Origin of the sequence: Paenibacillus sp. FSL R5-0928 (assembly GCF_037970385.1) — a bacterium.
Taxonomy (GTDB): domain Bacteria; phylum Bacillota; class Bacilli; order Paenibacillales; family Paenibacillaceae; genus Paenibacillus_AQ; species Paenibacillus_AQ odorifer.
The window spans coordinates 5,830,484-5,844,955 of the sequence record NZ_CP150225.1 but is presented as its reverse complement, the minus strand read 5'-3'; the positions used below and the strand labels follow the sequence as shown (position 1 = coordinate 5,844,955).

Genomic DNA, 14,472 nt, shown 5'->3' with positions numbered 1-14,472 from the left:
AAGACGTACACCTGTTCAGAAGGTGCATCTTACGGGGTATTGTTTGTGGCTGTATTTTAACGATTATTTACCGAGTTGTTTGTCTACTTCTCTAACCGGATTCTCGCCAACATTCTCTTCAACCTTGTGGCTACTCATAAACCAGCCGATTACAGCGATGAGTACGAGCACAACGTAGAAGGTGGCTTTCCACCAGGTACTATGAGCGAAATCTTCGGACAGAACACCAAGTGAAGGGTGCGCCAATGTAATGACTGACAGCTTAACACCCACCCAACCTACGATAAAGAAGGCTGCAATTTCAAGTCCTGGACGGGAATGCAGCAGCTTAACGAAGAAGGAAGCTGCGAAACGCATAATGACCAGACCGATAAATCCACCGGCAAAGATGACGAGGAATTGTCCGCCATCGAGGCCTCCGATTTTTGGAAGACCACTTGCAGGAAGAGCAACCGCGAGTGCAACTGCGGCTAGGATGGAATCGACCGCGAAGGCGATGTCAGCGACTTCTACCTTCAGAACAGTAAACCAAAAGCTGGATTTCTTTTTATTGACCGCACCGTCAGTGCCGCTTTCAGCAGCTTCATCTGTGACGGGCTTCTTAAACAACAGTTTTCGGAAAATATGATTACCCGCGATAAATAATAAATAAATCGCGCCGATGGCTTGTACTTGCCAGATATCGACCAGATAGGAGATGACAAATAGCGAACCGAATCGGAACACGAAGGCCCCCGCTAATCCGTAAAACAGCGCTTTTTTTCTTTCCTCATCAGGAAGGTGCTTAACCATAATTGCCAATACCAATGCGTTATCTGCGGCGAGTAGTCCCTCTAGTGCTACCAGAACAAGCAATACCCAACCGTACTCTAATAATAATCCCCAATCCATTACTGTTGTCCTCCCTTTTTGAATGCAAATATCTACCAAAAGATATCTACCCTACCATTTTAACCAAATTTATATAAAAAAGACCTTTACCAAACAGATTAGCCTTTGGAATAAAGGTCTAACCTGATTGGTAAAGGTCTCGCTAACAATGTGAATTGCCAATAAAGCCGGAGAATATCCTCATATTCTCGTATTGACGACTTTATTTAACAGCTACTCCCCTTTACGGGATATATTAAATTTTTAAGATTATTCAATGTGTTCTTGCCTAAAGAGATCATATACGAGATGAAAGTCATTGTCAATAAAAGTTGCAGAAATAAATGGATTCTATCTTTTAAGAATCATTAAAATGGCCAGAAACATGACATGATGACGGAAATCAACAGAGATTGAATAAAAATGGAAACGGAAACATGATACATTTAGGTTATATAAACTAACATTTAATATGACGAAACTGCAAACATAAGGAAAAACAGGACTTAAAAAGGAAAAACTCGATTGACGATGTAGGTTGATGAAAATATGATGAAACTAATCAAAGCAATCGAACATGGTTTGTGTTAACTAAAATTACATCAGTCGTTCTGTTGAAGTGAGTTTTACTGCGAAGAAGTACTAGAAGTTCATGTTGCATAAAACTTTTAGGAGGTGGGGAAATGCCGCAGACGTCATCGAGGTTATCCATTGAAGCAGAGGAGGAGCTCAGCCGCCATCCCTGCTACAGCGAGGAAGCTCATCGTTTTTTTGCTAGGATGCACATCCCGGTTGCTCCCGCCTGTAACATCCAATGTAATTACTGCAACCGAAAATTCGATTGTGTGAATGAAAGCAGGCCTGGTGTAGTTAGTGAAGTGCTAACTCCAGAGCAAGCTGAAAGAAAAGTGAAAGGTGTAGCCGCACAGCTGATGCAACTGTCGGTAGTTGGGATTGCAGGTCCGGGTGATCCGCTGGCGAATCCAGAACGAACCTTTGACACGTTCGAACGAGTCAAGCGGCAGATCCCTGATGTTACCCTTTGCCTGAGTACTAATGGATTGACCCTTTACAGGCATGTAGACGCCATACTAGCGCTAGGTATCCGTCATGTCACGATCACCATCAATGCCATTGATCCCAATGTGGGCCGTGAAATTTATCCATGGGTTGTTGACGAAGGGGTCCGGTACGAAGGACAAGAAGCAGCGGAGCTGCTGATCAGCCGCCAGCTTCAAGGTTTGGAGCTGCTGGCACAGCAAGGTATTCTTGTTAAAGTTAATTCCGTTATGATTCCAGGGGTCAATGATCATCATCTCCCTGAAGTATCGCGAACAGTTAAAGCGCTCGGGGCAACTCTGCATAATGTGACGCCTTTAATTATCGCACCGGGAAGTCAGTATGAACGGGATGGGCGCAAGGCGCCGCGTCCTAAAGAACTGCACAACCTGCAGGAAGTGCTTGGGCGCGAAGGAATGAAGGTCATGCGCCATTGTCGACAATGCCGTGCTGATGCCATTGGGCTGCTAGGTCAGGATCGTAATCAGGATTTTATATTAGAAAAGATGGATGAAAATCCAGTTATAAATGAGCAAGCTAGAGCGCTCTTTCAACGTGAACTCGATGCCAAAATCCGTCAGCGTGTCAAAGCCAAAGAGCTAAGGCAGAACTCTTTCCAGCAAGGGCAGCACACCACCAAAGTCGCTGTTGCTACACGTGGTGGGGATAAGGTCAATCAACATTTTGGCCACGCGACAGAGTTCATGGTTTATGAAACAGATGGAGTAAGCGTGAAGCTGCTAGGTGTCCGAAAGATTCAGGCCTATTGCCACGGTAAAGCGGATTGTAATGGGGATAAGAATACCACGCTACAAGAAATTATTTCTATATTACAGGACTGTCAAATATTGCTCTGCTCTGGCATTGGCGATGTCCCTCGCGCCAGCTTAAATAAAGCCGGAGTATTGCCTCTGGTGCGTAAAGGTGAAATACAGGATGTGATTCTCGAAAGTGTGAAGATCAGCTCTTATTTTGAAAATATATCGATTTCGAAGGGATGATGAATGATGAGACAAATAGCTTTTTACGGTAAGGGCGGTATCGGTAAATCCACAACTTCGCAGAACACTTTGGCGCAGCTCGCCACTAAATTTGGTCAAAAAACAATGATCGTAGGCTGTGATCCTAAAGCGGACTCCACACGGTTGATTCTGAACACCAAAGCTCAGAATTCAGTGCTCCAATTGGCAGCTGAAAGAGGAACGGTTGAGGATTTGGAGCTTGAGGATGTAGTTCAGTTGGGATATGGCGACATTCTTAATGTGGAGTGCGGTGGACCTGAACCGGGTGTGGGTTGTGCCGGCCGCGGGATTATTACAGCGATTAATTTTTTGGAGCAGCAAGGGGCTTATGAAGGATTGGATTTTGTATCCTATGACGTACTTGGTGACGTGGTATGTGGTGGATTTGCAATGCCGATCCGTGAGAATAAAGCACAGGAAATTTATATCGTATGCTCCGGGGAAATGATGGCTATGTATGCGGCCAATAACATTGCGCGCGGAATTCTAAAGTATGCCAACAGCGGTGGCGTAAGATTGGGCGGTCTGATCTGCAACAGTCGTAATACGGACCGTGAGGATGAGCTCATTATGGAGCTGGCACGCCGTTTGAATACGCAAATGATCCATTTTGTCCCGCGGAATAATGTGGTTCAGCATGCAGAACTGAGAAGAATGACCGTAGCCCAATATAATCCTCATCATCAGCAAGCGAGAGAATATGAGATTTTGGCAGAAAAGATCCTGAATAACAATATGATGACAATCCCGACCCCGATTTCTATGGAAGAGCTGGAGGATTTACTCATGGAATTTGGTGTGATTGAGGATGAAGAGACGGCGCTGAAAAAGCTGAAGGCATCTGGCCAATAATTAGGTTCGTCCGGTGAACAGGAGTGGAGAGACGGCTGTTCACCGGATCACTCTAAGGGATGAGGAGGATTCAGAATGGGGCTGAATATCGAAGATAACCAAAAGATGCTCGAAGAGATTCTTGAGGTTTACCCGGAAAAGGCACGGAAGGATCGTCAGAAGCATTTTGAAATCAATAATGAAGAGTTAATAAACTGTGGCAAATGCGCCATCAAATCGAATATGAAGTCCCGTCCGGGGGTTATGACCCAAAGAGGATGTGCTTATGCCGGTTCGAAGGGCGTGGTCTGGGGCCCGATCAAGGATATGGTGCATATCAGCCATGGTCCTGTAGGTTGTGGGCAATATAGCTGGGGAACAAGACGGAATTATGCCAACGGAACACTGGGCATTGATAATTTTACGGCTATGCAGGTGACGAGTGATTTTCAGGAGACAGATATTGTATTTGGCGGTGACAAGAAGCTTGAAGTCATTTGCCGTGAAATTAAAGAAATGTTCCCACTGGCTAAAGGAATTTCGATCCAATCAGAGTGTCCTGTGGGGCTAATCGGAGACGATATTGAAGCGGTGTCCAAAAAAATGTCTATCGAGCTAGGTCTCCCGATCATTCCCGTTCGTTGTGAAGGATTCCGTGGGGTTAGCCAATCCTTGGGTCATCATATTGCTAACGATGCGATCCGTGATTTTCTGATGGGGAAGAAGGAGCTTGCGGAATGTGGTCCTTACGATATTAATATTATCGGAGATTATAACATCGGTGGGGACGCTTGGGCTTCACGCATTTTACTGGAGGAAATGGGTCTGCGTGTTATTGCGCAGTGGTCTGGGGATGGAACCATCAATGAATTGGCGATCGCGCATAAGGCGAAGCTCAATCTGATTCACTGTCATCGCTCCATGAACTATATGGTAACGACGATGGAGAAAGCATATGGGATTCCTTGGCTGGAATACAACTTTTTCGGGCCGACCAAAACAGCTGAAAGCCTTCGAGCCATCGCCGCAAGGTTTGATGAGTATATTCAGGAAAATTGCGAGAAAGTCATCGCTAAATACACGCCACAAATGGAGGCGATTATCTCTAAATTTAAACCCCGGCTGGAAGGTAAAAAGGTCATGCTGCTGGTAGGCGGATTACGTGCCCGCCATACACTGGGGGCTTATGAGGATCTGGGTATGGAGGTAGTGGGCACAGGTTATGAGTTCGCTCACAAGGATGATTACGAGAAAACATTCCCTGAACTGCCGGAAGGCACTATTATCTACGATGATCCAACCGCTTACGAGCTGGAAGAGCTTGCGCAAAGACTTGATATTGATCTGATGGGCTCGGGTGTGAAGGAGAAATATGTGTATCACAAGATGGGTATTCCTTTCCGGCAAATGCACTCTTGGGATTATAGTGGTCCTTACCATGGCTATGACGGGTTTAAGATTTTTGCTAAGGACATGGACATGACCATTAACAGCCCAGTGTGGAGCTTGATCAATTCAGGGAAAACAGGATCACTCCCTAAAAAGGAGGCGGGCGTATGAAGGACAAACTGGAGATCCCGGATTACAATACATTATTTCAAACTGAACCCTATGTGAAGCAACGTGAAGGGAAAAAAGCATTCGAGGCACCCTGCAGTGAGCAAGAGACAGCGGAAGCATTAGCCTACTCGAAGTCGTCTGAATATAAGGATAAGAATTTTGCCCGCACCTCACTGGTAGTTAATCCTCATAAAGCATGCCAGCCCCTAGGAGCCTTGATGGCTGCGCTGGGATTCGAAAAAACTCTGCCGTTTATACATGGCTCCCAAGGCTGCACTGCGTATTTTCGTAGTCATTTGAGCCGTCATTTCAAGGAGCCAACCCCCGCGGTTTCTTCTTCTATGACAGAAGATGGTGCGGTGTTCGGAGGGATGAACAATCTTATTGATGGTCTTGAAAATAGTGTGGCGCTCTATAAGCCAGAGATGATAGCTGTATCCACTACATGTATGGCTGAGGTTATAGGGGATGATCTGCAGGCTTTTATATCCAATGCCCGCCAGAAGGGTGCAATTTCGAAAGAAATTCCTGTACCCTACGCCAACACACCAAGTTTTTCCGGATCACATATTACAGGTTACGATTCCATGTTAAAGTCCATCCTCAGTACCTTGTTCATCCGCTCTGGGATTGAAGCTACCCCTGGCAGTGGAGAGGGAACTGGAGAGAAGCTGAATGTCATTTTAGGGTTTGAGCCTTATACGGGGAATTTTGCGGAAATTCGAAAAATCCTTGCCGCGTTTGATACAGGCTACACCTTCCTTGGTGACCACAGCGGCAATTTTGATTCCCCGGCTACAGGAGAATATTCCTATTATTATGGGGGAACGAAGCTGGCAGATGTGCCGAAAGCAGCTAATGCGTTGGGAACTCTATCACTTCAGAAATATTCTGTCAAAAAAACGTTGGAATACATCAGCGGCACATGGAAACAACAGACCGTTGCGATGTCGACTCCACTGGGCATTAATGCGACAGATCGGCTAATAGAGTCTATCAGTGAATTAACGGGATTGCCCATTCCGCCTGAGCTTGTGGAAGAACGTGGCCGGGTAGTGGATGCTTTACTCGATAGCCACCCTTATCTGCATGGCAAACGAGTGGCTTTAGTTGGCGATCCGGATTTGCTGATCGGCCTGATTGAATTCTGTCTGGAAGTCGGTATAGAGCCTATTCATATTGTGTGCTCCAATGGGGAAAACGGATTTAAAGAAGAAGCGAAAGCTCTGCTTGCTGCCAGTCCCTACGGAGCAGAAACAACGGTTCATATCGGAAATGATTTGTGGCATATGCGCTCTCTGCTGATTGATGATCCTGTGGATCTGGCCATTGGAAGCTCTCATCTTAAATTTGCTGCCAAAGATGCCGACGTTCCTTTGATCCGTGTAGGCTTCCCTGTTTTTGACCGCCATCATCTGCATCGTTATCCGATTATCGGTTATCAAGGTGCCTTGAACTTGTTAACTACTATAGTAAATACAATCCTGCAGGGGTTGGATGAGGATTCATCTGGCTTCAACCACGATCTTGTTCGTTAGTCCAATATTTATCGTAGTGACACTGAATAATTGAGCATTTTAAGAGTAAGGAGTATTCAGTTACGGGAGGTGGTACGATGGAGTCCATCAGAAACGATGTATTCGACGCGCAAGCTTGCGGGAGCTTAACTCCGAAATCGAAGCCATGTCCACGCCCCAAGCCGGGCGAAGCGGCTGGGGGCTGCTCCTTCGACGGAGCCCAAATCACGCTGCTGCCGATCATGGATGCTGCGCATCTCGTCCATGGGCCGGCTGCTTGTGCCGGGAATAGCTGGGAAAGTAGAGGGGCTTTGTCAAGCGGGCCATCACTTTCACAATACGGATTTACTACAGATCTCAACGATAACGACATTATTTTTGGCGGAGAAAAGAAACTTAAAGATAGCATTGACTATATTGCCGGGCGCTTTATGCCTCCGGCAATATTTGTATATGCGACCTGTGTGACAGCATTGATTGGCGAGGATTTGGATGCGGTATGCAAGGAAGCGGCAGGCAGATTGGGGCTTCCTGTGATCCCCGTGAACAGCCCTGGATTCGTAGGCAGTAAGAATCTTGGAAATCGGCTGGCTGGTGAAGCGCTGCTACAATATGTCATTGGCACAGGTGAACCAGAGATTGAGATTCCTTTAGGTGTGAATTTGATTGGAGAGTACAATATCGCGGGTGAAATGTGGGATATCGAGAAATTAATGAAGAGTGTTGGAATTACGCTAATGTCCAGAATTACAGGGGATGCAAGATATAAGGAAATTACATGGGCACATCATGCAAAAGTGAATATGGTTGTGTGCAGCCGTGCATTGTTAGGTCTGGCAAAAGAAATGGAGGCAAGATACCACATTCCCTATTTCGAAGGCTCCTTCTATGGGGCCAAAGAGACAACTTATTCCTTACGTCAAATGGCTTATTTGCTGAATGACCGTGAGATGGAGCGGCGTGTGGATCGGTTGACGGAACGAGAGGAAAACAGACTGATTCAGGAGCTGCGGCCCTACCGCAAGCTGCTTAAAGGAAAGAAAGCAGTTCTCTATACGGGTGGAGTAAAAAGCTGGTCGATTATTTCCGCACTGAAGGAGTTAGGCGTTCAGGTGGTAGGTGTAGGCACGAACAAAAGCACGGAAGATGATGTACGGCGTATAGCGGATCGTGTTGGTGATGACACCGAATATATCCCGGAGGGCGGGGCAAGCCGAATTATCAAAACCGTCCGGGATCGTAAGGCAGATATTATGATTGCTGGCGGACGGAATATGTATGTGGCAATGAAAGAGCAGATTCCGTTTATCGATATTAATCAAGAAAGACACAAGGCCTATGCTGGTTACGAAGGTTTACTAAGGCTGGCAAAGGAGCTGACGTATTCTCTTGCTAATCCAATCTGGAAGCTGGCTGCCAGTGCCGCTCCCTGGGATAAGGAGGAACCTTCCTATGACCGTTAACAAAAGGAGTAAACCGACTTCGGTTAATCCAATGAAAATAGGCCAATCCCTTGGTTCCGTACTGGCATTTCAGGGTTGCTACAAGGCATTGCCTATTGTGCATGGTGCGCAAGGTTGTTCCGCATTTCCGAAGGCACTGCTTACCCGGCATTTTCGTGAGCCTATAGCCGTACAGACCTCTGCTTTGCAGGAGATGGATGTAATCTTTGATGCGAATCGTAATTTAGAGGAAGCTCTAAATACCATACTCAGTAAACACCGACCAGACATTATAGGCATTATTGGGACTGAGCTGACGGATGTGGCAGGAGTGGATTATCAATCCATGCTCAAGACCTATAAAAGGGAGCGGAACATGCGGGGTGGGCTTGCTTTTTCCGTCACCTTACCAGACTTTCGTGGTTCATTGGAATCGGGGTTCAGCTCTACCGTGGAGGCGATGCTTGATGAGATGATTCAGCAGGTAGGCCATCGGGGTTCAAGGAGTGTAAATACACGTCAGATTACCCTCTTGCCGGGATCGTTTCTGACGCCGGGTGATGTGATGGAGCTGAAAGAAATGATATCCTCCTTCGGTTTTGAGGTAATCGCTCTACCTGATATTTCGACCTCTTTGTCTGGGCATCTGCTGACAGGATTTTCACCGCTGACAAGAGGTGGGGTGCCTCTAGATTCGATGCTGCAAAGCTTGCATTCGGGTCTAACCATTGCCATCGGCGGAAGTATGGAGCGTCCAGCTAGAAGACTGCATAATGCGCTGGGAACTCCCTACAAAGTATTCGAGAGTGCGATGGGGCTTAAAGCAACGGATGATATTTTGCAATTCCTGCATCAAATTAGCGGGGAGCCGGTACAGCTTCGTTATTGCTGGCAACGGGAGAATTTATTGGATAGCATGCTGGATGCTCATTTTCAATTTGCGGGGATGTCTGCACTTGTCGCGCTGGAGCCAGATCATTTGTATACCGTATCTTCTTGGCTCGAAGAGCTGGGGGTGGAGCAAAAGGCCCTGGTCACCTCCTATGAAACTCCTTTGGTGGTTGAGATGGAACGAGAGGTATGGGTCGGTGATCTGGATGATGTTGAGCTTTTGGGCAAAGGTGCAGATTTATGGATCGGTAACTCACATGGGATAAATGGAGCGGCGCGGTTAGATGCTGCTTTTATGGCGGCTGGATTTCCCGTTTGGAATGAGCTTGGTGCTTATATGGCCACCTCTGTAGGGTATCGGGGAGCGATGGAGTGGACGAATAAAGCGGCGAATCTGTTAATGCGAAGGGAGGAGGAACATCGTGAAAGTAGCATTCGCTACAGAGGATGGAATTAGAGTGAATGCCCATTTTGGGCAGAGTCCGATGTTCGCAATTTATAAAGTTACCAAAGGTGGCGGGGAGCTTATAGGCCTTCGTAAACTGCCAACGATTCTCAATCAGGATGAAGCAGGCAAAATAGAGAGTCGTCTGGAGGTGGTAGAGGATTGCACGCTAATATTCATCATGCAGATTGGAGCCTCAGCAGCGGCAAGAGTCACACGTCGTAAAATTATGCCGGTAAAGGTTCCGCCAGGCAGTCCTATTGATGAGCAAGTGAAGCGGATTGTTGAAATGCTACAGGGCAAACCACCGATGTGGCTAGCCAAGGTATTACATGCTGAAAATGAAGCGGAAGGGGCGAGTGTAGATGGATCCCATAGCTAATGAGAGTTCTGCATTAATGGGCCGGGTTGCTCCGGAAGCGGCAGTATTAAAACGTCGTTGTCGAACCACGGAGAAAAAGCTGGATAAAGATATAGCAGAGATGCTCATACGCCGGTTGTGTCAATTGCTTGATACAGAAGACTTTTTTGGAAGGCATGCTTCTCTTTCACCACAGAAGAAGATCGAACGATTGTTTCTCGCTTCCCCTGAAGACAAGAACAAATCTGATTTTAACTGCGCGGTTTCTCCAAAGGTCCGTTTGCAGGTTCCTCTCTTGTTTCAGGCGGTGGCGGGCGTGATCGAGGAGAAAAGTGGGGTTCTGGTTCAAAGCTCTTCTGAAATAAATGGGGAAGGATTTGGGCGTGCTCTTTTATATAGTGATCGGATTATTCTTGTGTTAAAAAGCTTGAGAGCAGGTTTTCCGTTTCCTTTTACCTCTGAGGAGAAAGTAATTCGCTACGGCGTTGCTTGTGTGGAAGAAGGGTTAGCCTTTATGGATAAATTTAATGAAATGACAGCTCTCTATGGAACGGATGGTCTGGAGGGTTAGATTCCAATGATGCAGCTCAGCCACAGGGAGGGAGCAAAATGGAGCAGCTTGTAGGCGGCACCGAACTGGAACGATACGCTCGCCAATTGAAGCTGCTTGGAGAAGGCGGGCAGAAAGCGCTAAAAGAAGCTACAGTGATGATTGCTGGAATTGGTGGGCTTGGAGGCACTGCCGCACTTTATCTAGCTGCTGCCGGAATCGGCAAGCTGATCTTGGCGCATGAAGGAAACATTGTGCCTCCAGATTTAAATCGACAGATTTTGATGGACAGTGATCATTTGGGTATGGAAAGGATGAGCACAGCAATTCAGCAGCTAAAACGTCTGAATCCAAATGTTGAAATTGAAGGATATAATTCGAAGATTGAATACAATATGGCAAAACCTTGGGTAGAGCAAGCCAATATAGTGATTGATGCACGGTATGATTTTCCGGAAAGATATGCGTTGAACCGCCTATGTGTAGAAACCGGCACGCCAATGGTAGAGGCGGCGATGTATGGATTTGAGATTTCACTAACAACGGTTATACCTGGTGAAACCCCTTGCTTAGAGTGTCTTTATCCGGATGTGAATCCAGAATGGGAACCGTTTGGCTTTCCAGTATTGGGAGCAACCTCCGGAATTGCGGGTTGTCTGGCTGCGTTGGAAGCCGTAAAATGGGTTACAAGGGTAGGGACGACTTATGCGGGCGTAATGCATCGCTTCAATTCACTCGACTTCGCCTGTTACAGCGTCCATATTACCCGTAATCCGAATTGCACTTGCTGCGGAGAGGAAGGTAAACCGTGAAAAGTCTCAGGCTATGTGACACGACACTTAGGGATGGTGAACAGGCGGCTGGAGTTTCATTCACGAGGGAAGAAAAGCTGGAAATCGCAAGGTTGCTGTCGGAATGCGGAGTGGAGCAAGCAGAGGTAGGAATTCCTGCCATGGGCAAGCAAGAGCAAGAAGATATTGCGGCTATCGCTGATTTAGGTCTTCCTATGAAGATGATGACCTGGAATCGGGCCTTGGAAAGTGATATCGACAAAGCGTGGGCGACGGGTGTGAACTGGAGTCATGTATCGATCCCTGTCTCGGAAATTCAATTACAAGGTAAGCTAGGTTTAACACCTGCCAAAGGTCTGACAAGATTACTGCATGCGACGGAATATGGTCAACGGCTAGGAATGACTGTGTCGGTGGGGATGGAGGACTCTTCAAGGGCGAGTATGGAGTACTTGGTTGAACTGGTAAATACATTATATAAAGAAGGCATTCGTTGGTTCCGTTATGCAGATACGGTATCTGCTCATCATCCGGGTCAAATGGCAGAGCGGGTAAGCACATTACTTAGTGCTGTTCCTGCAGATGTAGAGCTTGAGGTACACTGCCACAATGATTTTGGTCTTGCGGCTGCAAACACACTTAGCGGTATTGCCGCGGGTGCGGTCTGGGCAAGCACTACGGTGGCAGGGATTGGTGAACGCACCGGGAATGCAGCATTGGAAGAAGTAGTGATGGCTTGGCGTTATCTTTATGGCGGGGAGAGCAGCGTGCGTCCAGAGTGTCTGAAGGGGGTGGCGGATAGGGTGATCGCAGCCTCGGGCCGAAGTGTCGGCGATGCCAAACCAATCGTCGGATCACTCGCCTTCACACATGAATCTGGGATACATGTTGACGGTTTGTTGAAAGAAACAGCCACCTACCAGACCTTTGATCCCACTGAGGTGGGGAGAGCACATCATTTTGTGTTAGGTAAACATTCCGGAAGTGGTGGAATCATGCATGTTCTGAACGCACATGGTTTAGAGGTTAGTGCGGGAACCGCGGGACGTTTGCTGGAACGGGTGAGAGATTATGCCGAAGTTAATAAAGTGAATGTGCCAGAACTCCTCTTGGTTGAATGGCTGAGGGAGGATTGGCAACGACCGTAAGAGATATCAGTAAGAATGAATAAAGGCTGACAAGACGGGTACGAAACCTGTCTTGTCAGCTTTTTTATGTTGTTATGATTAAGTTTATTGTGTTAGCCCTTAACCGCCCCGGCGGTAATTCCCTTGGTCATCTGTTCTGTGAAGAGCAGGTAGATCAGGATGGTTGGGATAGCGATGATCGTCATAACCGCGAACTGTGCACCATAGTTGGATGAATACTCACCAGTGAATTTCATAATGGAGAAGGGAATCGTCTTAAGATCTTCCGAGGTGAGGAAGGTGTTCGCCATAATGAATTCATTCCAAGTGCTGATGAAATTGAGTACACAGATGGTTGCCAGCGCCGGTTTGGTGATGGGCAGGATGATACGGAAGATTAACCCGTAAATGCCACTGCCATCAATAACGGCGGACTCTTCAATAGCCCGTGGGATGGTCTCCAGGAACCCGGTCATAATCAGGACACTCATGGGGATGACAATGGCTGAGTAAGGCAAAATCAATGTGTACATATTGTTCAGCATCCCAAGCTTGTTAAACAGAATGAAGTTTGGCAGCAATGTGGCGTGAATGGGAATGATCATGCCTAACATGATTAGAGAGAGGACGATGCCACTTAGCTTCCATTTCATCCGGGTAAACGCATATCCCATCATCAGGGACACCAGCGCAGAGAGCATAACAGTAATCACTGTAATGATAAGACTGTTGGCAAAATAACGTGGCACACGCCCGTAGGTAAAAGCGTTTCGATAGTTCTCCCACTGGGGTGGAGAGGGCCATTTCAGAAATGAGCTTCCAAAGAACTCACCGCTCTTGAGCAGGGAATAATCGATCAACCAAATAAGCGGAAATAACTGAATCAACGCGATGATACACAGGAACACCATCATTAGGATTTTGCCCGTTGTAGGCTTTCTGCGTTCTTGTTTGTGAAGGTTTAGCTTAGGGGGTGAAGCGGCAGGCGATAAGGAATTATTCATAGGATTTCCTCCGGTTACAGGGTTTCTTTAAAATTCTCCGATATCTTTCTTTAAAATCTTGTTGAGGATAACGGTTAGGATCAGGCAGAACACAATAAACAGAATCGAAATGGCATTACCATAACCGTATAGCGATGATGAGAAGGCAGTTTTGTACAGATAGTTCCCTAGGAACTGTGTGCTATTTGCAGGGCCACCGTTGGTCATTAAGAATACGGTTTCCATTTGCTTAAGGCAGGTGGTGACGGCAATGATGATGGCAACCCGCATCATCGGCGAAAGCAGCGGAATGATGATACGCGTGTAGAGGGTGAAGTTGTTGGCGCCGTCGATTCTTGCGGCTTCGCTTAAATCTTCCGGAATGCCTTGCAGACCTGAATAATACAGTAGCAGTGCATACCCAAAGCCTTGCCACATAACAACAATGATGATGCACCAGATGGCCGTCTTTGGATCACCGAGCCAATCATGCGTAAGTGCATCCAATCCAACTCCGCTTAGCAGCTTGTTGAGCAGTCCGTAGTTTGGATGGAAAATTCCGGTCCACAGCTTGGCTGTAACGACGACGGAAATTACAGCGGGGATAAAAAAGATCGTCCGGAATATTTTTTCGTATTTGCCGGAATTGGTTAGGAATATCCCCATGAGAATGGCAAAGGGATGTTGTAAAAATACAGTGGCGGCGGTCAGGAGCAGGGCATTGACTAGCGATCTCCAGAACACTTTGTCATGAAATAGAATTTCACGGTAGTTATCAAAGCCGATGAAATTGTATTTGCCGATTCCGCCCCAATCCGTAGAACCGTAATAAGCGCTCATGAAGATAGGGATGCAGATCATAAAAGCAAATAGGAACAGTCCAGGTGCGATGAGTAAGAATATCGCTTTTTTGTCGCTTAACACTCTGTGCATGGAAATCTCCGTCCTTTTAAAGAGTAATCTATCTATTACCATCGTAACGGGAAGCCAGGCACCGGAACATGCCGTAAATTTCAGATCGGT

The 14,472-nt window shown here is 46.8% G+C and carries 13 protein-coding genes; 10 read left to right on the top strand and 3 right to left on the bottom strand.

The window, feature by feature from the left end:
• Window positions 1-63: 63 nt before the first annotated feature.
• Window positions 64-891: a TerC family protein gene (locus tag MKZ16_RS26415; RefSeq protein ID WP_036679597.1), complete on the bottom strand. Its 828-nt coding sequence runs from the start codon at window positions 889-891 to the stop codon at window positions 64-66.
• A 662-nt stretch (window positions 892-1,553) separates the two neighbouring features.
• Here MKZ16_RS26415 and nifB point away from each other — a divergent pair.
• From nifB to MKZ16_RS26365, 10 genes are all read left to right on the top strand, one after another.
• Entirely contained in the window at window positions 1,554-2,930 is a 1,377-nt protein-coding gene (nifB, locus tag MKZ16_RS26410; RefSeq protein ID WP_076099475.1) for a nitrogenase cofactor biosynthesis protein NifB, read from the top strand.
• Between the two features lie 3 nt (window positions 2,931-2,933).
• A complete protein-coding gene (gene nifH, locus MKZ16_RS26405) occupies window positions 2,934-3,803 on the top strand; it encodes a nitrogenase iron protein (RefSeq protein ID WP_235219430.1) in 870 nt (289 codons plus the stop codon).
• A 75-nt stretch (window positions 3,804-3,878) separates the two neighbouring features.
• Window positions 3,879-5,342, top strand: coding sequence for a nitrogenase molybdenum-iron protein alpha chain (nifD, locus tag MKZ16_RS26400; protein ID WP_036679590.1), 1,464 nt, complete (start codon window positions 3,879-3,881; stop codon window positions 5,340-5,342).
• Entirely contained in the window at window positions 5,339-6,880 is a 1,542-nt protein-coding gene (gene nifK, locus MKZ16_RS26395; RefSeq protein WP_076103662.1) for a nitrogenase molybdenum-iron protein subunit beta, read from the top strand. The genes nifD and nifK overlap by 4 nt, the downstream gene beginning before the upstream one ends.
• A 77-nt stretch (window positions 6,881-6,957) precedes the next feature.
• Window positions 6,958-8,322: a nitrogenase iron-molybdenum cofactor biosynthesis protein NifE gene (nifE, locus tag MKZ16_RS26390; RefSeq protein WP_038573091.1), complete on the top strand. Its 1,365-nt coding sequence runs from the start codon at window positions 6,958-6,960 to the stop codon at window positions 8,320-8,322.
• Window positions 8,312-9,649: a nitrogenase iron-molybdenum cofactor biosynthesis protein NifN gene (gene nifN / locus MKZ16_RS26385; protein ID WP_038573090.1), complete on the top strand. Its 1,338-nt coding sequence runs from the start codon at window positions 8,312-8,314 to the stop codon at window positions 9,647-9,649. Before nifE ends, nifN begins: the two co-directional genes overlap by 11 nt.
• The gene (locus MKZ16_RS26380; RefSeq protein ID WP_036679578.1) at window positions 9,615-10,019 is read left to right on the top strand and encodes a NifB/NifX family molybdenum-iron cluster-binding protein; all 405 of its coding nucleotides are present in this window, start codon (window positions 9,615-9,617) and stop codon (window positions 10,017-10,019) included. Before nifN ends, MKZ16_RS26380 begins: the two co-directional genes overlap by 35 nt.
• A complete protein-coding gene (locus MKZ16_RS26375; RefSeq protein ID WP_076103660.1) occupies window positions 10,003-10,569 on the top strand; it encodes a DUF269 domain-containing protein in 567 nt (188 codons plus the stop codon). The genes MKZ16_RS26380 and MKZ16_RS26375 overlap by 17 nt, the downstream gene beginning before the upstream one ends.
• A 38-nt stretch (window positions 10,570-10,607) precedes the next feature.
• Window positions 10,608-11,360 (top strand): HesA/MoeB/ThiF family protein, encoded by a 753-nt coding sequence (locus MKZ16_RS26370; RefSeq protein WP_038573088.1) that lies wholly within the window; start codon window positions 10,608-10,610, stop codon window positions 11,358-11,360.
• A complete protein-coding gene (locus tag MKZ16_RS26365) occupies window positions 11,357-12,487 on the top strand; it encodes a homocysteine methyltransferase (protein WP_038573087.1) in 1,131 nt (376 codons plus the stop codon). The genes MKZ16_RS26370 and MKZ16_RS26365 overlap by 4 nt, the downstream gene beginning before the upstream one ends.
• Window positions 12,488-12,579: 92 nt before the next feature.
• Here MKZ16_RS26365 and MKZ16_RS26360 read toward each other — a convergent pair whose 3' ends face one another.
• Both MKZ16_RS26360 and MKZ16_RS26355 read right to left on the bottom strand, forming a co-directional pair.
• The gene (locus tag MKZ16_RS26360) at window positions 12,580-13,470 is read right to left on the bottom strand and encodes a carbohydrate ABC transporter permease (protein ID WP_036679567.1); all 891 of its coding nucleotides are present in this window, start codon (window positions 13,468-13,470) and stop codon (window positions 12,580-12,582) included.
• 27 nt (window positions 13,471-13,497) lie between these two features.
• Window positions 13,498-14,382: a sugar ABC transporter permease gene (locus tag MKZ16_RS26355; RefSeq protein ID WP_036679565.1), complete on the bottom strand. Its 885-nt coding sequence runs from the start codon at window positions 14,380-14,382 to the stop codon at window positions 13,498-13,500.
• Between the last annotated feature and the right edge of the window lie 90 nt (window positions 14,383-14,472).